This is a genomic window from Blautia sp. AF14-40 (assembly GCF_003479665.1).
Taxonomy (GTDB): Bacteria; Bacillota; Clostridia; order Lachnospirales; family Lachnospiraceae; genus Fusicatenibacter; species Fusicatenibacter saccharivorans.
On sequence record NZ_QUHK01000009.1, the window covers coordinates 60,670 to 80,546 of the forward strand.

Consider the following 19,877-nt stretch of genomic DNA (forward strand, 5'->3'; position numbering starts at 1 on the left):
AAATCTCCTTTTATTCTCAAATGCCTCGGAATGTAAAGGTAAATTCCAGTTTCTGGTCAACCGGAATCAGGTATTCCGGATGGGTCTGTGCACCCCAGCTGTCGTCTCCTCCGACACCCATCTGCTGTTTTGCCACGCGCACAACGGTGTAATGTACCTGCGGCAGTTCATACGGATGCATCGCATTTTCCAGCTCGTGCGGTGTGTACGGCAGTGCGGAAAATTCCATCTTGTCGCCGCTGAACATCATACCACGGCCCTTGCGGTTCGTCACGGTTGCCCAGCGTACACCAACCTTGTTGCCGCACTCCTGCGGAACGAGATATTTCGCCATATTGTCTTCGACTTTATTCTTATAAACGCCAAGCTTTGCTCCGGCGCAGCGGTCCACATACGTCTCCTCCGGTCCCATGCCATACCAGGTAACGTGGTCGTAATCGGCATCCAGCTTGAACATCACGCCGAATTCCGGCATATCGCCGAGCTCTTTCACCGGATCATACGTCAGCGTCGTCTGAATGCTTCCATCGCCGAAGACACGGTAGGTCAGACGGCACTCACTCGCCGGTGTGGTCGGCATTACATAGCGGTAGCTGACTTCTGCGCAGTCCTCGTGTACTTCGATTTCCGGTGCATACAGTCCCGGATAATGGCTGCCGTTCGGATATTTGTGGGACAGATACATCGAAGCAATCTTCCACTGGCTGTAACGCATCGGCATCAGGCTTCCGCAGTCATTGTCGATCGGCGCACGCCAGAAGTTCGGTTTCGGAATCATTTTGATCATCTCAACGCCGCCGTAACGGTACGATACGAGTCCGCCGTTCAGATCGGAGAACATCACATCGAAATTCTCGCCGCGCACACCAAAATCATGGTTGGAACGGATCACTTCAAATTTCGCCGGTTTTTCTGCTTTCGCCGGTGCTTCCACTTCATAAACGCCCTGTCCAAATGCAACTTCATGGCCGCGCTTGCCCCATACGGTATCTTCTTTCAGGCGGAAGGAAACGGTCACCGCATACTCTCCCGGAAGTGTCTGTACCGCGATCGGCAGCTCCACCGTTTTTTCCGAAAGCGGCTCCACCGAAACTTCCATCGGCACTTCTTTCAGTTTCTTTCCTTCTTTTTCGAGAAGTACTACGCATGCAAATGTATCGGTATTCACAAACAGGTTTTTATTTTTTACAACCGCCTTGTCTTTCTGCACGTCAATGGAAATATTCTGATAGCAGAATTTTACTTCCTGCATCTTCGGAGACGCGTCGCGCTCGCCGCCGTATACGATACCATTTCCACTGAAGTTATAATCACACGGATGGTCGTCAAAATCACCGCCGTACGCCTGGAACTCTTTTCCGTAGCGGTCTTTTTTATAAATCGACTGATCGATATAGTCCCAGATAAAGCCGCCCTGGAACATTGGCTCTTCCTCGGTCAGATCCATATATTTCTTCATCGCGCCGCAGGAATTTCCCATGGCATGGGCATACTCACAGCAGACGTACGGTTTTCTGCGGTCTTTCGCTAAAAATTCCCGGATCTCGTTGACCGTGGTGTACATCCGGCTTTCCATATCGCTGGTGTCGTTGTATCTGCGGTCATCGTTCACTCCCTCATAATGGACAAGGCGGTTCGGATCCATCTTCCGGTATAACTGAGACATTTCAAAAATAACCTTTCCGCCGAACGATTCATTTCCGCAGGACCAGATCAGAATCGCCGGATGGTTTTTGTCTCTCTGATACATCGAGTTGACACGGTCCAGCATGCAGTCCATCCACTCCGGGCGGTCGCATGGTACAACACCGGAGAAATCTCCGTTTCGTACCGCATCCGTATCTCTCGTTCCATGGGACTCCATGTTGCACTCCGCGATCATGTAAAGACCGTATTCATCGCACAGATCATAAATGCCGACCGCATCCGGGTAATGGCAGGTACGGATTGCATTGATGTTGTTCTGTTTCATCGTTGTCAGGTCTTTGATCAGCTCTTCTCTCGAAACAACACGGCCGGATACGGAGCTGAACTCGTGGCGGTTGACGCCTTTAAAAACAATGCGTTTTCCATTCAGCATCATGATGTGGTCTTTCATCTCAAAGCGGCGGAATCCGACTCTCTGCGGAATCAGTTCCTGCACCGTTCCATCCTCTGCGGTGACTTCCAGCAGAAGATCATACAGCACCGGTGTCTCTGCGGACCACAGTTCCGGGTGATCGACTTTCAGAACAAACTGTGTTTCCCCATCCAGCACACCTTCGGTGCTCTGCAGTGCCGTTCCGTCTTTTGACAGGGTAATTTTTACTTTTCCTTTTCCGATCGTTTTCGTATCAATGACCAGATCTGCCTTCGTAAACGTATCATCCAGCAGCGTCTGTACTTTCAGATCCGAAACGTGAACCTCCGGAATCGTGTACAGATACACATCACGGTAAATACCGGAGAAACGGAAGAAATCCTGATCCTCGCACCAGCTTCCGCTCGTCCATTTGAAAACCTGCGCAGCCAGTTTATTTTCGCCCTCTTTCAGATACGGGGTCAGTTCAAACTCGGACGGAGTAAACGTATCCTCGCTGTAGCCAAGGAACGTTCCGTTCAGCCATACGGCAATACCGCTCTCTGCTCCCTGGAAGGAAACAAAAAGCCGTTTTCCTTTCATCTGATCCGGCACTTCAAAATATTTCACATAGGAAGCCGTCGGATTGAACCGCTCCGGAATCTCGCCCGGCTGGATTTCTTCTCTTCCTTCCCACGGATACTGCACATTGGCATACTGCGGTGCGTCGTATCCCTCCATCTGGATATGCGCCGGCACGCGGATATCATCCCATTTTGTGCAGTCATACTCCGGTGTCTCAAATCCCGGAATCGTGCTCTCGTAGTTCTTTGCGTAGTGGAATTTCCACAGTCCGTTCAGACTGTGACGGAAGTTTTCCACATGCTGCTCCATTTCTTCCACCGATCCATAATACCTGTGATCGGAATGCGCCGGTACCCGGTTCTCTCCATAATACGTCGGGTCCTTCACTTTTTCATACTGAAATACACCCATTTTTATTTTCCTCCTTCTGGAATTTTATTTTCTTTGATCTTTTGAAAAAAGGTGGATATTCATCCAAATATCCACCTTTTCTGTTCGATTCTTTTTCTTATTTTACAGCACCTGTGATACCTTCTGTGAAGCTCTTCTGGAAGCAGAAGAAAATGATTGCTGTCGGGATCGTACAGATGAATACGCCGAGCATCAGCACGCCATAATCTACAGTGTAGCCACCGAGCAGGTTCGCTACCAGCATCGGCATGGTAATGGAATCATTGTTCTGTAAAATAACCTTTGGCCACAGATAGTTGTTCCATGCATTCATGAAGGTGATGATCGTTGCTGCCGCATAGGTCGATTTCATGGTCGGCATATACATGCGGAAGAAAATTCCTGTCTCGCTTAAACCATCCAGTCTTGCCGCTTCGATGATATCGTGCGGGAAAGAACGGGAAGCCTGACGGAACATCATAATCATAAACGGAGTGGAAATCGAAGGAAGCATAAATGCTGCCATCGTGTTGACCATTTTTAACTGTGAAAACATACGGAACATCGGGATCATGATTGCTGCGAACGGGATCATCATCGCAGTCAGAAGCACGGTAAATACCGCATCTTTCGCTTTGTCATGATAAATTTCAAATCCATAACCTGCGATTGAGCAGACCAGAAGACAAAGGATCGTCAGTACCGTTGCATTCCGGAACGAGTTCCACAGTGCAAGACGCAGGTTCTGCTGCGCAATCAGTGACTTGAAGTTTTCCATCAGATAAGTACCCGGAATCAGTTTTCCGGCAATAACATCAATACTTCTGTTCGTAGACGCGCAGAACATATAGTACAGCGGAAATACAGAAAGGAGGGATGCTACCGTTAAAACCAGATACATGAAGAATTTCTTTGTTTTTCCCATTATCGCTCGTCACCTACTTTCATCTGAAGCAGTGCCAGAATGGCAACCATAATCAGGATCAGGATCGACATTGCTGCCGCATAGCCGAAGTTTGGACTCTGTACAAAGGACATGTTGTAAATGTAATGAGACATGGTCATGGTTGATTTTCCAGGACCTCCATTTGTCAGGTTCAGGGACTCATCGAACAGCTGCAGCGTACCATTGGTAGAGGTAATCGTGGTCAGCAGGATCATCGGCTTTAACAGCGGAACGGTGATCTTGAAGAAGGTCTGCAGCGGGCTTGCGCCGTCAATTTTTGCTGCTTCGTAGATCGAATATTCAATGTTCTGCATACCGGAAAGGTAGAATACCATATTGTATCCCGTCCATCTCCAGACCAATGCGATGATGATAACGGCACGGGCTGTCCAGGCATTGGAGAACCACATGATCGGATGCATGCCAAGTCCGCGCAGAACAGTGTTGATAAAACCATCGTTTGCAAACAGGGAACGGAAAATCATTGCGTAAGAGACCAGCGATGTTGCGCACGGCAGGAAAATGCAGGTACGGAACAGTCCCTTGAAACGCAGATCTTTGTTGTTCAGCATCGATGCAAACATCAGACCGAGAATCAGCATGATCGGCACCTGAATAATCAGGTAGAGGAAGGTGTTGCTTAAGGTCTGTTTAAAAGTCGGGTCTTTTAAAATACGCGCATAGTTTGCAAATCCGTTGAATTTCAGGTTAATGCCCATACCGGTCTGCAAAGACAGGATAAATGCCTGAATCATCGGATAAAAGCTCATCCATGCGATCAGAATCGTTGCCGGAAGCAGAAAAACCCATCCGGTAAGATTCTGTTTTCTTTCCAAGTTCATTCCTTTTTTCTTCTGGCTGCTCATGGAATCTTCCTTTCTTTTTTCGCTGCGAGGTACGCTTGAAAAAATCTTTTTGCAGACAACACTGCATGTTCTCCTGCAGAAATCATTTTTCAAGCCCACCCCGGTGCAGATACAGAACGGGCCTGCTTCTGTCTGTCTAGAAGCAGACCCGTTTCTTATCTTCCTACTTTTTTACAATATGAGAAATCTTAGTTACCCATGTTGAACTCTACGGTTTCCTGTGCAGTCTGGAGTTCGCTGTCCATATCTGCTCCTGTCTGGATGATATTGGAAAGTGCGGTTCCGACAGCATCGCGTGCATCGTAGTAGAATGCTCCAGTGATGTTGGATGGAGTCTTGGTTGCGAAATCAACGATTTTTGCATAAACCGGGTCATCACTGAAGAATGCAACTGGCTGTGCATATGCTTCGGACTCTCCTGCCGGTGCCCAGGTTGCCAGAGCGCCTTTTGCGATGATGTCATCGTAAAGAGCTGTGCTGCCTGCGAAGGTAGATTTCATAAAGTCAATGGCAAGATCGGTTTTCTTGCAGTTGGAAGAAATTGCCCAGGAAGAACCACCGTTGTTGGAGTAGTTGGTTGCTCCGTCGATGCCGTCCAGTTTTGGCATATTGGTGAGCGCCCATTTACCGGACTGATCGTCGTTTGCTGTGATGGAAGCCATGATCCAGCATCCGTTGATAACGCCTGCTGTGGTTCCGTTGTTGATGGATGCAATGTACTGATCCCAGTCGGTAACTTCTACCAGAGTACCGTCTTTTACCATCTGGCTGTAGATCTCAAGGATTGGTTTTAATGCTTTGTTGTCTACGATATTTACGGATCCATCCTCATTAAACAGAGACTCGCCGCAGGACTGCAGCATTTCCATAACAAGGTCCGGAGATCCGGCCTGAGATGTCAGGATTGGCTGGCCTGTTTTCTCTTTGACAACTTTTGCTTTTTCCATAAAGTCATTCCAGGTAATGTCTGTGAAATCATCTACGGTAAAGCCTGCCTCTTCCAGCATATCGGTACGCAGGCACTCGATCACAGCGCCATTGTCAAACGGAATTCCGTAGTTCTTTCCATCCAGTGTAGAGTAAGCAACTTTTGCGGATGAGAATTCACCAAAGTCGATACCGGAATCGGTCAGATCTGTGAAAATGTCCGGGTAGTTGGTTGCATATTTCTGGAAGGAGTTGTCCTGCATCAGGAAGATATCCGGCAGAGTACTTAAGTCTCCTGCAGAAACTGCTGTGGTCAGGCGGGTTTCAATGTCATCGGACTGTACTTCGCTGACTTCTACTTTAAAGCCTTCGTGATCCTGTGCGTAAATCTCAGCTGCTTTCTGGATCGCATAAACGTTGAAGTTCGGGTCCCAGGTCCATACGGTTAAGGTGTTGTCATCATCTGAACCACCTTCTACTACGTCACTGCTCTCTGATTTTGCAGTGGTGTCATCTGCTGCTGATGCATCGTTTCCGCCGTTGCTGGAGCTTGTTGTAGTTCCTCCGCTGGATCCGCATGCAGCCAGTCCAAGTACCATTGCTGATGCCATTACGATTGATACAATTTTTCTTCTCATATTGCACATCCTCCTTAAGATGTTATTTTACAACCTGACTTTTTCACATATATCGCCTAAAAGTCTTTTGGTTGTTTTGTACATTTTTTAGGCTTTTATCCCCTCAACATGTACAAATTATAACAACATTCTTTCGTCGGTTGTGCGCATATTCGACTCTATCCTATGCGTTTTCAACTATTTATAGATATTTTCACTTTGTTTCACCATCCTTCCTGTGTTTTTATGTCAAATTTCAACAAATTCTGCTCGTAATGTTCCGGTGCCCTCCGCCATTGCTGGGGCGAAACGCCGAGAATCTTTCGAAAATTACGATTAAAAGTGGATATTGTTGTGAATCCGCAGTGCAGTGCAATGTCACTTACGGAGGCATTTGTCTTTCTCAGCTCTTTGCACGCTGCCCGGATCCGAACCCAGTTGATATATTCCACCGGCGGCATCCGCATGGATTCCTGAAAAATACGGCGCAGATGTGTCTCACTGATGTGGCACACATCCGCAAGTTCTTCAATCCGGATGCTCTCGTGGAAATTTTCCCCGATATAATTGAGCGCAGGAAGAATCAGGGCAATGCTGGCATCATCCAGAATGGCATTCTTTTCCTGCGTCTCATCTTTTTCATTCCATCTCGCAATCTGCATCAGAAGCGCCCGCGTCAGCCCCTTTACTTCTTCCAGATAAAATTCCTCTTTTTCATCCATGCATTTAATAATCAGTTTGATCAGCTCCGCCACCTCAGGTCTGTCCTCATTTTTCGAGTAATGAGCCCTCTGGTTGATGCGGGAAATCAGCTTCTGTGCCATACGCGAATTATCCTTATACAGTTTTGTGATAAAGCCTTCCACATCAATAAACAGCCATGCCCAGGAGCACAGACTGTTTTCCTTTGAGTTTGTCGTATGTGGAAAGTTCTTTGGTACTACCGTAAATGCCCCCCCCGTCGTACGGAATTTCTTTATCTTCCAGGACAATTGTCCCCTCACCGTAATAGCAGACGCCGATCTCCATCATATTATGAAAATGCAGGTAATCAATCTGGTAACCGTAATTCTGCACCCATTTTTCTCCCAGAAGTGCCAGCACCGGACATTTTTCCGGCACTTCATAAAAGCGGTACTCCATTTTCATCTTTTTCTTTCTGCTCATACAGCCACCCCCTCGAAATAGTAACTCCATCATACCATGTACTGTTTTTTCCTACAAGCAAACCTGCAGAACCTGCCACTCATCTGTTCCCTTCGTATGCATGGAAACAAAAAAACTGCCGAAAAAGCTTCTCTTTCAAAATCTCTTTCGACAGTTTCCTTTCCTCTGACAGAATTTTTTATCATGCTTCTTTTTTCTGAATCATCGCCAGAAATACCAGCGGCTCGTCTCCTTTGCAGGAAATCGCATGCCCGTTTCCGTCCTCGCAGAAGGTCGTCATTTCTGCCTCCACCGGATACGTCTTGTCGTTGTCCTGGTACAGACCCTCTCCTGATAAAATGTGATATACTTCTGTCTCACCGTGATGCTCATGATAGGAAAGCTCATCCCCCGGCAAAATCGTCACTTTTGCAAATAAGGTTACTTTTCCCGAAAGGCGGTCGCCCTCCAGGAGTTTTTCTGTTGTGTGTTTGTCTGCCATAATTTTTTCCTCGCTTCATTTTGTATTTCCATTCACTTAATTCATCTCATCACCTGCAGAGATGTGAGAATCCTTGCTGTAAGCCCCTTCTAAGAACGCTTTCTCATCCACCCCTGCCAGATATCTTTTCAGCAAAAAAGCACAAAAATACGGAAACGTATAAATCTGCTCTCCGTATCCCATGTTACTGCCTGTAAATTTAATTCCGCAGTGGATGTCCGCATACTTTTTCCCGCTGATTAAAGTTCGTATGGATTTTGCCATTCCATTCTGTGCTTTAACCTCGACCGGAATCAGCGCATTTGCTGTCCGGACAAAAAAATCCTGCTCCAGTGAAGAATCGTCCCGTTTATAATAATACAGCCGGTAACCTGATTTTACCAATGCTTCTCCGACAACATTCTCATAAAGCACACCTTTGTATACACCAAGATTTTTATTGCTTCTTAAATCCACCTGGGCTTCTTCATCAAGCATGGCTACCAGCAAACCACTGTCTGCGAAGTAAAGCTTGTATTTCGTTTCATCATAATTTCCCTGCAATGGTAATTCCGGAAAATTCATACAATAGCATACATTGACCATTCCCGCATCATGCAGCCATTCGATACAGCCGCGGTAATCACGGAATCTCGCTCCTGATGCCACTTTTGAAATCTGAAACTTTTTGTTATCCTTGGCAAGCTGCACCGGAATATGGTTGAATACATTTAAAATTCTGGTCTGATCCATTCCTTCCGCATATTTGCGAATGTCCTCTTTATAGTCTGCAATCAGCTGTCTCTGTACTTCCAGTGAGCCCTCAAATGTTCCCTTTTCGACAAATTCCCGCACAACAGCCGGCATTCCGCCCAGAATACAGTAGTCTAAAAAGAGTTCACTGTACACCGCCATCTCTACTTCATTAAACGGCTTCAGCGTCCGCATATGTTCCAGCATATCCTCTACCGTGCTGTCATCATATCCTTTCGCCCACAAAAATTCTTCAAAATCCAGAGAAAACATTTCATAATCGGATTTATAGCCAACACTGTTGCTTTCAATTTTCCGGTAATTGATCCCAATCATAGAGCCACTGCAGATCACGTCGAATCTGCCATCGATTTTAAAGAATTTCAGTGCAGTTGCAATCTCCGGAAATTCCTGCAGCTCGTCAAAAAAGAGCAGGGTCTCGCCTTCTATAAAACGTTTTGACGGATCAATCCTGGAAATATTTTTGATAATACCTTCCGCTTTGTATCCATCCGTTGTAATCATTTTATACTTTGGTTCTTCTACAAAATTAATACTGATCACACTTTTATAGTTTTGCTCTCCAAACCGCCGGATGGATTCGGTTTTTCCCACCTGCCGCGGTCCTTTTACAATCAACGGTTTCCGGTCCGGATTGCTTTTCCATGCACTCAGAAAAAAATCGATTTTTCGTTTTAAATAAAGCATCTCTTTCGCGCACCTCCTCTGCTTATTCTGATGCTTTTATTATATTCTTAACCGCAAAGGAAAACAACTTTTTTCACAAAATCAGAGGGAATTTTTCTATCTTATTCACATTTTCTGAGCGACTTTACACCATTTCTTCACATTTTCCTTTTTTAGTTTATCGCGCATCAAAAGAGCCCGTCCGGATATGCCAATCGGATATTCCAAACGGGCTCTTTCTATTTTTCAATTTTTACGGATCTGCTATGCCACAACATCCTCAAACTGCGAGTTATACAGATTTGCATAGAATCCATTTGCCGCGAGCAGCTCTTCGTGATTTCCCTGCTCGATGATATCGCCGTCTTTCATAACAAGGATCAGAATCTTGTTGTCGGCCAGAATGGCACGCGCAATCGCCAGACGCTGTTTCTGACCGCCGGAGACGTTGCTTCCGCCCTGGGCGATCGGCGTTTCGTATTTGTCATCTTTTGCTTCGATGAACTCAGTTGCCTGCGCAATTTCCGCTGCTTTTGCAATCTCTTCATCTGACGCATCATCTTTTCCAAAACGGAGGTTGGATGCGATCGTTCCGGAGAACAGAACACCTTTCTGCGGTACAAAACCGATTTCATCCCGCAGATCTTTCATTGTGATCCTGCGGATATCTTTTCCATCCAGTGTGATGGATCCGCCCGTTACATCGTAAAGACGCGGAATCAGGTTGACCAGTGTAGATTTTCTACAGCCGGTACTTCCGATGATCGCGGTTGTCTTTCCAGATTCTGCCACAAAGTCGATGTCATGAAGCACATCTTCCTCGGCACCCGGATATCGGAAGTTGACATGTTCGAAACGAACCACACCGTTTTTGACTTCCACTTTTCCCGGATTTTCTGCAGCTTCAATCGAGGACTTGGTCTGAATGACTTCGTCAATTCGTCCGGCAGCATGGACACCACATTCAGCTTTTTAAACTGATGCAATGCACGAAACAGTTCTTCAAAACTCTCTGTCACTCTTTTTCCCTTCTTCTTCCGCAAATATTTAATATCGTTATCTATTTACTAGTGTTAAATAATAACACCGGCAAGTTTCTCTGCCAAGAAAAATGCCGGTGTTTCTACTTTTTTTATAAATACGCAAGTTTTATTTTATACTATACTTCGTGCTGCGTCCCTTACCTTCCACAGTTATGATCCCTTTTTCCTCCATCTCTTTCAAAAGCTTTGTCGTTTTTGATCTTCCAAATGAAACATATGGTGCAATTTCCCCCATAGATTTCAACCTGTTTTTGCTTAATATCCCGTATATCATTTTCTCATCTTCTGTCAAATCCAGATTGCTTTCCCAGACCGGAAGTACAATCTGAATCGCATTTTCTGACACTTCAAACTCCGGTTTTCTTAAGCTTTTTTCGTAAAGTTGTCTGATTCTCATAATTCCCGTTCCAAAGATCTCAACAAATCCCAACCGGTAAAAAACATTTGCCAGATTTCTATTTCTTAAAACAGAAAGTTTTCCGGACAAATATTCATCTTTTGTAATACCTGCCGGCAGACCTCCCGGAGAAACTACTTCGATTCGATCCTCAAACATCAGAACTCTGATTTGCGATTCCACATCCCAGATCCTGTGAATCAAACCATTGGCGATCGCCTCTCGAAATGCAGCTTCTGGTATTTTTTCTATTTTTTTTCTGTCCGCACCTTTAATTTCCTCATATTGATAGTAATCTCTGAAAATTTCAATCGCTTTCTCATACACCTCTAAAATCGATCTGTTTTCAAATGTTACTCTTTTCTGGATAATACTGATGTTTTCGCCGAATCTGACCATGTTGATTCCCGGAAAGTGGTTCTGATCTGCCAAAAGACCAGCGGCATTATTGTATCCATTGGCATTGTCGTATAGATTCAAGGTTTTCAGCGTGTCCTGGCTAAAGGTTTCGATCTGAATATGTTCTTTCAGCTTTCGCTGTAAAATCTGAAAGGTCAGATTCTGGTCTTTGCATGGCAGTTCTTCAAATCGGATATTTTTTCCTTCCAGAACAAGCCTGGAAAATTCCTGTGTATCTACTTCTATCGTCGCGGTATCATTTCGTTTATATGCTTTTGACCTATATAAATACGGCTTCTGCGCACCGCTTTGTACGGTAAGTTTGATAATTTTATCATTATTTTGTGTTTCCAGTTTATAATCTGGCTGTGGAGAAATACTGTCATTAATTTTATTTTCTATATCCAGGCATGACTGTTTTACATCCGATAAACCTTTACTGTTTCCCTCGTCATCGACTCCAAACAGAATAACTCCACCGTCATAATTCGAAAAAGCACTTACTGTTTTCAGAAATGTATTGGTAATCGTTTCTTTAAATTCCATGGTCCGTGTTTCTCGCATTCTGTTCACATCCTTTCCACTTTTTCATGCTTTTATTATACGCAAAACGCGCAAAAAAGCAATCGTATTTTTTTGCGATTGCTTTTTTGCGTGTTTTCAATCAATAAACTCGCGAATCAATTGTTTGTTTGCTTATTTCCATTCAAAAAATATTCGCAATCTGATTCGTTTAAAATTTCCAGCGTTCTGCCTCCTGCTGCCGGTTCCACCAGAGCGCCAAACAGTCCTTCCTTGTCCCGGAACCGGGAATAAATAGAACCCGTGGTTGTCTCTGCTTTTGCCGCAATTGTGCGAAGCGATGCATCCGCATATCCTTTTTCCAGAAACCCCTCCTTTGCACAGGATAAAATTCGCTCTGAAACGCCTTCGATTGGTTTTGTCAAGTTAACCTTCCTTCTTATAACAGTGTTATATAACGCTGTTATAAATATAAATCGTTTTCTTTTTGTTGTCAAATACGGTAATTGTCAAGGTCGGTTTTTCAAATACGCTTTCTGTTTCCATCTTGAATGGATTCCTGCTCCATGTTAGAATAAACACACAATGAAATTTCTATCTTAATCAGACTTTAGCAAAAACAAGAGTTTTTATGGGATGAAATAAATCAACCTTATCTGAACAAACTTATCAGATTCTGCGAGACGATATTTTAACGCAGAAGATCAAATGCGGAGAAAAGCTGAAAGCCGAAGTGACCTCTATTTTTGCCAAAGGGCGCGAAGCCGCAAAATGCGGGGACATAAAAACCTGGAACGACTGCTCCGATGATTTTCACCTGGTCTTCTACCGCTATTGCAACAATTCCCGACTCACCGAGTCTGCCAAACGCCTCAAAAGCGGCATTTCCATTTTTTCCAACCAGTACAGCCAGGAAACCGCCATCCAGACGAGCATTGATGCCGAACATGAAGCAATTTTCGCTGCTTACCAGAACGGTGAAACAGAAAAAGCCGTCCAGATGATGAAAACTCATCTAAACGACTCTCATGCCCTCCTGCTGAAATACTCCGGCCCTGCTGCAGCTTATTGCGCTTCATCCGGCACACACTTTATTTTCTTTATTTCTCCATCAGAAAGCATCAGAATCCGGTCGCAGACATTTGCTACCAGCGCCAGATCATGGGAAATAAAAAGCATGGCCATATGCTCTTCTTGTTGAATCTCTTTCAGAAGATCCACGATTTCCTTCTGCACCGAAACATCCAGCGCGCTTGTTGCTTCATCGCAAATCAACAGCGCCGGATGCCGCAGCAGTGCTCTGGCAATACAGACTCTCTGGCATTCCCCTCCGCTGATCTGCGATGGATATTTGGCGAGATAGCTCACCGGAAGGTGCACACGTTCCAAAATCTCTTCACACTGCCTTTTTCTTTCTGTTTTCGGAATTTTTCTGTAATAAAGCAATGCGTCATCCAGATTCTGCCCAATCGTCATCTTCGGATTCAGGGAAGATTTCGGATTCTGAAAAATCATCTGCACTTTTTTTCCAATTTCTTTTTGCGTCCTTTTTCCGGAAATCTGTTTTCCTTCCAGGTAAATGCATCCTTTCGTTGCCGTCGTAATGCCTGTCAGGATCTTTACGATTGTACTTTTACCGCTTCCGCTGTTTCCAATCAGCCCCAGACACTCTCCCGGCATCATTTCAAAACTGATGTCTTTTAATACATAAGTTCCATCTGAATTTCTGTGAAACTGTTTTTTTAAATGTTCCACCCGAAGCAGTGCTTCCATACCATTTCCGTACCTTTCTCTATCCCTCATCGAGTACAAGTTTCACCGGCTGCGGAATTGCCGCAATCAGTTTTTTCGTATAATCCTCTTTTGGGTCGTTCCATATTTCTTCCGGCAAACCCGATTCTATGATCCGGCCCTGATACATAACGCCGATTTCATCGGCAAGTCTTCTTGCAACTTCCATATTATGTGTCACCAGCAGAATCGAAAGATCTGTCTTTTTCCGCAGTGCGAGCAGCGTCTCGATCGTCATATCCTGTGAGGCGACATCCAGCGCACTGGTCGGTTCATCTGCCAGTAAAAGGGACGGCTGATTCATAATCGCAAGCGCAATTGCAACACGCTGACACATTCCTCCGCTTAATTCAAATGGATATGATTTTAAAACGCGCTGCGGGTTTTCAAATCGAAGCTCTTTTAAAAGCTCTTCCGCATCCTCTAAAATCTCTTTTTTGCTTTTTTTCCCCGCTGTTTTTGCATGCATATTTTGGCATTCCACAAACTGTTTCCCGATTTTGGCAAGCGGGCTTAATGACTGTTCCGGGTTCTGAAAAATATAACCCATTTTGTTTCCATGGACTTCACACCATTCCTTCTCTGAAAGCTGTATCAGATTCTGTTCTCCCATCCAGATATCTCCGGAAACAATTTTTCCCTCTTTTGTCAGGAGTCCTCCGATTGTACGAAGCAGAGTCGATTTTCCAGAACCACTCTCGCCGACAATAACGTAAATTTTCCCGGGAGAAAGAGAAAAGCTGACACCGTCAACTGCCAGCTTTTCTCCATATGTTACCGTTAAACGATCCACAATCAGATTTTTCTCTATTTGATTTTTCTCTGCCAGATGTTTGTCTGTCTTATTCTCTTCTATCCTGTTTTTTTTCATCTTTTGCGATCCGTTTCGTCTTTCGCCGTTGTTCCGGCTTTTGTTTCCTGTGTTTCTTTATTTATTCTTCCACAGACAGAGTATTGGTTACCAGATAATATTCCGTCGGATTGATCTGTACTCCTTTTACTTTGTTGGAGTATACAAAGATCAGCTGCTGATCTGCCACAAATGCAAATGGCATATCATCCAGTACCTGCTGCTCCAGTTCTCTGGTAAGAGAAACCACTTTGTCGTTATCCGATGTGGTACCAATTTCCGCTGCCAGCGCGTCTACTTTTTCGTTGGAATATCCACCATAATTGTTGCTGGCTCCCGTCGTAAACAACATATTGATAAAGTACGACGGAGTTCCAATCGGCGCCATGGCATAGTTTAAAATAGCAAGATCGAAATCACCCGATGCAAGAGGATCATCCAGCACATCCTGTGTCTCAATGGAAAGCTCAATTCCAATCTGGGACAGTTCTGCCTGAAGCATATCAGCAAGCTGGATGCAGTTGTCATTGTAGCTGTAAGTCAGCACTTTGAACGAAAGATTCACGCCGTCTTTGTCGAGGATACCATCTCCATCGGTATCCTGGTATCCTGCATCTGCAAGAATTTCTTTTGCTTTATCCGCATCGTAGGAATCGACGGTCAGATTTAATCCGTCTGTACCGCCAAATGCCAGGTTGTCCGGATAAATTCCATAGCACGGAGTTGCAAATCCCTGATAAACAACATCTGCATAGCCTTCACGGTCAATACAGTAATTGATTGCCTGACGTACTGCCAGATCGTCCAGTCCTTCTGTTTTCAGATTGAAGCTTAAAAAGTTTGCTCTTGTTGTCGTCACGGTATCGGTTGTATATTTCGAAGTATCTGTGAACTTTGATGCTCCGTTTGCTGTTTCCTGTGCGATCAGGTCAATCTCTCCGTTAGCAAGTGCCATATCCAGCGCATCCTGATCGTCGATAATTTTCAGCTCTACGGTGTCTGCCTTCGGAGCGCCGCCCCAGTAATTTTCGTTGGCACGCATTTTGACATCCGTCATAGCGGTAAACGAAGTTGCAACGTAAGGTCCTGTGCAGGAAACACCAAGCTCCTCATCCGGTTCTTCTGTTGCATCATAAATACCGAGAAGCGGATCACACAGATCATTTAACAGTGTTGGATTTGGTTCCGGCGTTACAATTGTAAATTTCATGCCGTCTGCTTCCATGGATTTGATTTTTAAGGTCGAATCTGCTCTCTCATTTTTCTCATAGGTACGCTCAAAGCATGCTTTTACTGCTTTTGCATCTACCGTTTTTCCGTTTGAGAACGTTACGCCATCACGAATGGTGAAAACCCAAGTATTTTCATCCGGTGTCTCTACCGATTCTGCGATCCATGGCTGCGGCTCAATATTTTCATCCAGACGGTACAGATTTTCGCTGATTCCATAGATGGACATGATCCAGCCATCCCAGTTATACGCAACGTCCAGACTTTCTGCACCAAAGAAACCGGTAGTAGCTCCAAGAACGAGATCTGCTCTTTCTCCATCTGTAGTCGTTTCCCCGGACTTTGAAACTGCGCCTGCTGCTTCCTCGGATGCTGAAGTCACACTTGCTGCTTCCGAACCTGATTTGGAAGATGTTTCACTCTCATTTGCCGTGCCGCATCCCGTTGCAAGAGATGCGAACAGGCAGGCTGCCATCATGACACTTACAATCTCTTTTTTCATTTGATTTTTCTCCTCTTTTTTGGTTTTTCCCGTCTTTCAGACGATCTTTTTTATGGAATCATCTGTCCGCCTTTTCGCGTTGCAGGTGGTTTCATCTTGAATTTAATTTTCTGTTCTTGCTTCTTTCTTATGTACAAACTCGCTCAGTCGGTCTCCGAACAGCTGAAAAACTGTCACAACCAGAAACAGGGCCAGACCATTAAAAACGATAATCCATGGTGCTTTCTGCAGATAATCTCTCGCCTCGCTCATAACGGCTCCCCACTCTGCGGTAGGACGCGCAGCACCGAGTCCCAGAAACGAAAGTCCTGCCATACTGAGGATTACACTTCCAATATCCATAGCCGCTGTTACAATAAGGCTTCCCATCATATTGGGCAGAATATAGGCTGTTATCATGCGATAAAGCGGTACACCGTTCATTCTTGCGGCATATATATAATTTTCCTGTTTCATGGAAACCACAAGACTCCGGGAAAGCCGTGCATACGTTGTCCAGTACACGGCGCTTAAGGCAAGCACGCCGTTCCACAGGCCGACACCTAAAATTCCCGCAATCGCAATCGACAGTACAAAAGCAGGAAAAGCCTGGAAAACCAGCGTGATTTTCATCAGAATCTCATCCAGAACCCCGCCTGCAAATCCGGCCAGAATTCCAACCAGTGTTCCCACCAGAAATACGATTCCGACAATCAGAAGTGCTGTATAAATCGATGTCCTGCTTCCCGCCAGAATACGGCAGAACACGCACCGCCCCAGATTGTCCGTTCCAAACAAATATTCTTTGCACGGCGATAAGAATGCATTTCTTACATTCACCGCATACGGATCGTGGCGGATCAGATGCGGACCGATTACCGGGATGATTAAGATAACTGCGAGAAACAACAGACTGATTTTAAATTTTCCATCCATTTTTTTCATCGTGCACTCTTTTCCCTTCTGACTCTTGGATCCAGAATCTGACACAAAAACTCTACTGCAGCATTTATCAGCAGGTAAATCATTGCCATCCAGACAACATAAGCCTGAATCACCGGATAATCCCGCGCGCTGATGGATGTCACAGCAAGTCTTCCGACTCCCGGCCAGGAAAAAATAGTTTCCACGATGGCAGAACCGCCAAGCAGAGTTCCAAATGACATGCCAAGCAACGTAACAATCGGAAGCATACAATTTTTCAGCACGTGGAAAAAGAGAATCCGGTTCTCCGAAGCTCCTCTTGACTTTAAACCATCGACATACTCCTGTTCCAGCTCCTGAAGCACAATGCCGCGAATCTGGCGGATATACCAGGCAGACAGTGTCAGCGCCAGGACAAGAGCCGGCATAATAATTCCTTTTCCACTTACCGATCCTATGACCGGCAGAAGCTGCAGTTTCATGGACAGTACATACATCATCAGCAGCGCCAGGAAAAAGGATGGAAGGGAGGACAGAAAATAAGTGACGAAACGAATCATATTGTCAAACCCTCTGTCCTTATACTTCGCACACAGTACTCCGATCGGAAAGGAAATCAGAATCGTAAGCGCGAGCGCTGCCACTGTCAGAAGCAGAGTCGCCGGAATCGTTTTCTTTAACTCGCCGGCCACGGCTTTTCCTGTTTTATAGGATTCTCCCAGATCTCCGTGGAAGAATTCATTCAGCCATCTTCCATACTGCACGGCAAAGGGATCATTCAGGCCAAGCTCTTCCCGTTTTAATTCCAGTGCCTCTTCCGAAACACGCATACCGGATTTTTTCAGTGCCACCATTGCCGGATCTCCCGGCGAATGATAAACCAGTAAAAAAGAAAGGAACGTAATTCCGATCAGCAGAAGTATTGTTTTTCCGATCACTGTTAACCATTTTTTTATCATGCTATTCCTCTACTTTACCGCGCGGAGCATAAAAAGCGGGGTCGATGCAAAATTAATTTTTTCTACATCATCCCAGACTTTTTTCCAGACCTCCCTGTCTGCCGTTGCTTCGCAAAAACCAGCCCGACGAATCATCCTCAGATCTTCTGTCGGACGCGCGCATCTGCTCAGAATCAGATTTCTGGCGATTTCTTCCATCTTATACGCTTCATCATATGCATTGAAATCAAAAACTTCTGCATCCTCTACATTTCTGTGATCCTCTTCGAATGCATTCTTCTGTTTGTCATCAAAAAGATAGTTATACCATCCTGCATCAAAATTTAAAAGAATGCCTCCTTTTTTCAGAACACGGCACCATTCCTGATATGCCTTCTGCGGTTCTTCCAGATTCCAGGTGAGATTTCTTGTTACAATTACATCAAAACTTCCGTCCTGTATGTTTTCTAGATTCTGCACATCTCCTCTCATCCATGTGATCCTGGAAGCATACGTTCCCGCATTCTGCATAGCATGGTTCAGCATTTCCTGCGTATAATCTACCGCGGTCACATCATACCCTCTTTTTGCCAGGCTAATGGCGAAAAATCCAGGACCAGTTCCCATATCGGCTATTTTTATCTTTTTATCCTCTGGAATTTCTTTCAATATGACATCCATCCAGCTCTTTTCATTGCTGTGATTCAGTTCATGACAGACAACATCCGAATAGCTCTCTGCCCGGCGTGTCCAATATTCTTCTACTTCTTTTAACATTTTCATAGTCTGTCTGTTCTTTTCTATCTGTAATTAAAGTCAAAATCCTCTTGCAGGTCTGCTGCAAAAGGATTTTGGAATTGATTTGCAGGAAGCAGAGGAAAACGCCCCGAAGCGGAGGAATGGCGGCGATTTACAGCTGTTCCCGCATCCTGCGCGTCAAAAAGTGCGGAACTTTCTGACGTTACAGGATCAAAAATTTTTGACGTAAGCATAATAACATAAAAAAAACGCTAAAATAAGCCCCTCTGGGGGATATTTTTCGCGTTTTTTCAAATTTTTTTTTAATACAACCACTATTTTGCCCATCTCAATTACTTGCGTAAATTCGATGGACACGTCTTATATCCCCATAGCTAAAGCCTTAACTTGACCCATATTTATACAAGATAATTTCGATAAGCAAGCAATGAATATAGTACATCCAGTCCTTGCCAGATAGAACGTACTCCGGGCATACCATCGCTCGGAGCACCTTTCGTCCCTCCAAGAACTCCCAGATCATAAATTGCTTCTTTAAGTGAATACGCTTCAGGAATTTCCTTGCTTTTTCTTGCGCAACAACATAATACTTTCCATTCCTCTTCAGCAAATACGATCCCACTTGAAATTTCCGGACATATTTTCCCAAGATAAGTCAGATTTAATATCTGCATTGCAATGACAGAATATAATAACGTCAGAAAGCTTAATCTCCCATATTCCCTTGCCTGGTTCTTTTCTATTTTGCATCCACTCTTTAATATAAAATGAAACCGTTCTATCTTCCATCTGTGTGCATAACACTGTACCAGCTTTTTTATTTCTTTTTCGCTCTTTACCGTTACCGTTGTCAGCCGTGACATGTGACAATAGGCGGTAATACATAACGCCAGAGCGTGTCTGAAAAAGGCTTTTCGCAGGCTGCGAGTCCCGTTTGTGGGAGATTTTGTCCGAATGAAGGTAGCGTAGCGTGCTACGGCAACTGAATGAGGGCAAAATGCACCGCAAAGTGGTGCTTGCAACACAGCATGTTCACGCTTGAATCACGTTCTTGCGCACCTGAACAGCAAGTGTTCAGGTGCTGAG

Annotated in this window: 17 protein-coding genes and 3 pseudogenes; 1 reads left to right on the forward strand and 19 read right to left on the reverse strand. The window is 44.9% G+C overall.

Annotated elements, in window-relative coordinates; translation table 11 throughout:
- Window positions 1-16: 16 nt before the first annotated feature.
- The 11 genes and pseudogenes from DWW13_RS08715 to DWW13_RS08760 form a co-directional block, all read right to left on the reverse strand.
- Window positions 17-3,055 carry a glycoside hydrolase family 2 TIM barrel-domain containing protein gene (locus tag DWW13_RS08715; RefSeq protein ID WP_118719866.1) on the reverse strand — a complete coding sequence of 1,013 codons (3,039 nt, stop codon included), beginning with the start codon at window positions 3,053-3,055 and terminating at the stop codon, window positions 17-19.
- A 97-nt stretch (window positions 3,056-3,152) separates the two neighbouring features.
- A complete protein-coding gene (locus DWW13_RS08720) occupies window positions 3,153-3,959 on the reverse strand; it encodes a carbohydrate ABC transporter permease (protein ID WP_243026074.1) in 807 nt (268 codons plus the stop codon).
- On the reverse strand, window positions 3,959-4,822 hold the full coding sequence (locus DWW13_RS08725; RefSeq protein ID WP_243026076.1) for a carbohydrate ABC transporter permease: 864 nt from the start codon (window positions 4,820-4,822) through the stop codon (window positions 3,959-3,961). The genes DWW13_RS08720 and DWW13_RS08725 overlap by 1 nt, the downstream gene beginning before the upstream one ends.
- A 212-nt stretch (window positions 4,823-5,034) precedes the next feature.
- Window positions 5,035-6,411, reverse strand: a complete 1,377-nt coding sequence (locus tag DWW13_RS08730; RefSeq protein WP_118697302.1) for an ABC transporter substrate-binding protein — start codon at window positions 6,409-6,411, stop codon at window positions 5,035-5,037.
- A gap of 203 nt (window positions 6,412-6,614) precedes the next feature.
- Window positions 6,615-7,214 carry a helix-turn-helix domain-containing protein gene (locus DWW13_RS08735; RefSeq protein ID WP_226906344.1) on the reverse strand — a complete coding sequence of 200 codons (600 nt, stop codon included), beginning with the start codon at window positions 7,212-7,214 and terminating at the stop codon, window positions 6,615-6,617.
- Between the two features lie 43 nt (window positions 7,215-7,257).
- On the reverse strand, window positions 7,258-7,557 hold the full coding sequence (locus DWW13_RS19340; protein WP_243026078.1) for a hypothetical protein: 300 nt from the start codon (window positions 7,555-7,557) through the stop codon (window positions 7,258-7,260).
- 181 nt (window positions 7,558-7,738) lie between these two features.
- On the reverse strand, window positions 7,739-8,038 hold the full coding sequence (locus tag DWW13_RS08740; protein WP_118719868.1) for a cupin domain-containing protein: 300 nt from the start codon (window positions 8,036-8,038) through the stop codon (window positions 7,739-7,741).
- A gap of 36 nt (window positions 8,039-8,074) precedes the next feature.
- Window positions 8,075-9,478 carry an ATP-binding protein gene (locus tag DWW13_RS08745; protein ID WP_118719870.1) on the reverse strand — a complete coding sequence of 468 codons (1,404 nt, stop codon included), beginning with the start codon at window positions 9,476-9,478 and terminating at the stop codon, window positions 8,075-8,077.
- A 243-nt stretch (window positions 9,479-9,721) separates the two neighbouring features.
- Window positions 9,722-10,408 (reverse strand): annotated as a pseudogene (locus DWW13_RS08750) (ABC transporter ATP-binding protein); the annotation flags it as partial.
- A gap of 198 nt (window positions 10,409-10,606) precedes the next feature.
- Window positions 10,607-11,860 carry an ATP-binding protein gene (locus tag DWW13_RS08755; protein WP_118719872.1) on the reverse strand — a complete coding sequence of 418 codons (1,254 nt, stop codon included), beginning with the start codon at window positions 11,858-11,860 and terminating at the stop codon, window positions 10,607-10,609.
- A gap of 116 nt (window positions 11,861-11,976) precedes the next feature.
- A complete protein-coding gene (locus DWW13_RS08760; RefSeq protein ID WP_118699745.1) occupies window positions 11,977-12,243 on the reverse strand; it encodes a TetR/AcrR family transcriptional regulator in 267 nt (88 codons plus the stop codon).
- Window positions 12,244-12,551: 308 nt separating this feature from the next.
- On the opposite strand from DWW13_RS08760, the pseudogene DWW13_RS20135 reads away from it, so the two are divergent.
- A pseudogene (locus tag DWW13_RS20135) lies at window positions 12,552-12,779 on the forward strand (FCD domain-containing protein); the annotation flags it as partial.
- A 104-nt stretch (window positions 12,780-12,883) separates the two neighbouring features.
- Here DWW13_RS20135 and DWW13_RS19350 read toward each other — a convergent pair.
- From DWW13_RS19350 to DWW13_RS20145, 8 genes and pseudogenes are all read right to left on the reverse strand, one after another.
- A complete protein-coding gene (locus DWW13_RS19350) occupies window positions 12,884-13,621 on the reverse strand; it encodes an ABC transporter ATP-binding protein (RefSeq protein WP_118699743.1) in 738 nt (245 codons plus the stop codon).
- Entirely contained in the window at window positions 13,611-14,480 is an 870-nt protein-coding gene (locus tag DWW13_RS08775; protein ID WP_118699742.1) for an ABC transporter ATP-binding protein, read from the reverse strand. Before DWW13_RS08775 ends, DWW13_RS19350 begins: the two co-directional genes overlap by 11 nt.
- A gap of 61 nt (window positions 14,481-14,541) precedes the next feature.
- A complete protein-coding gene (locus DWW13_RS08780) occupies window positions 14,542-16,191 on the reverse strand; it encodes an ABC transporter substrate-binding protein (RefSeq protein WP_118601296.1) in 1,650 nt (549 codons plus the stop codon).
- 102 nt (window positions 16,192-16,293) lie between these two features.
- Entirely contained in the window at window positions 16,294-17,115 is an 822-nt protein-coding gene (locus tag DWW13_RS08785; RefSeq protein WP_118601297.1) for an ABC transporter permease, read from the reverse strand.
- Window positions 17,112-18,053, reverse strand: a complete 942-nt coding sequence (nikB, locus tag DWW13_RS08790) for a nickel ABC transporter permease (protein ID WP_118699741.1) — start codon at window positions 18,051-18,053, stop codon at window positions 17,112-17,114. Before nikB ends, DWW13_RS08785 begins: the two co-directional genes overlap by 4 nt.
- A 9-nt stretch (window positions 18,054-18,062) precedes the next feature.
- Window positions 18,063-18,815 carry a class I SAM-dependent methyltransferase gene (locus DWW13_RS08795; protein WP_118601299.1) on the reverse strand — a complete coding sequence of 251 codons (753 nt, stop codon included), beginning with the start codon at window positions 18,813-18,815 and terminating at the stop codon, window positions 18,063-18,065.
- A gap of 374 nt (window positions 18,816-19,189) precedes the next feature.
- Window positions 19,190-19,465 (reverse strand): IS4 family transposase, encoded by a 276-nt coding sequence (locus DWW13_RS20140; protein ID WP_330422999.1) that lies wholly within the window; start codon window positions 19,463-19,465, stop codon window positions 19,190-19,192.
- Between the two features lie 42 nt (window positions 19,466-19,507).
- Window positions 19,508-19,822, reverse strand: a pseudogene (locus tag DWW13_RS20145) (DUF6783 domain-containing protein); the annotation flags it as partial.
- Window positions 19,823-19,877 lie beyond the last annotated feature (55 nt).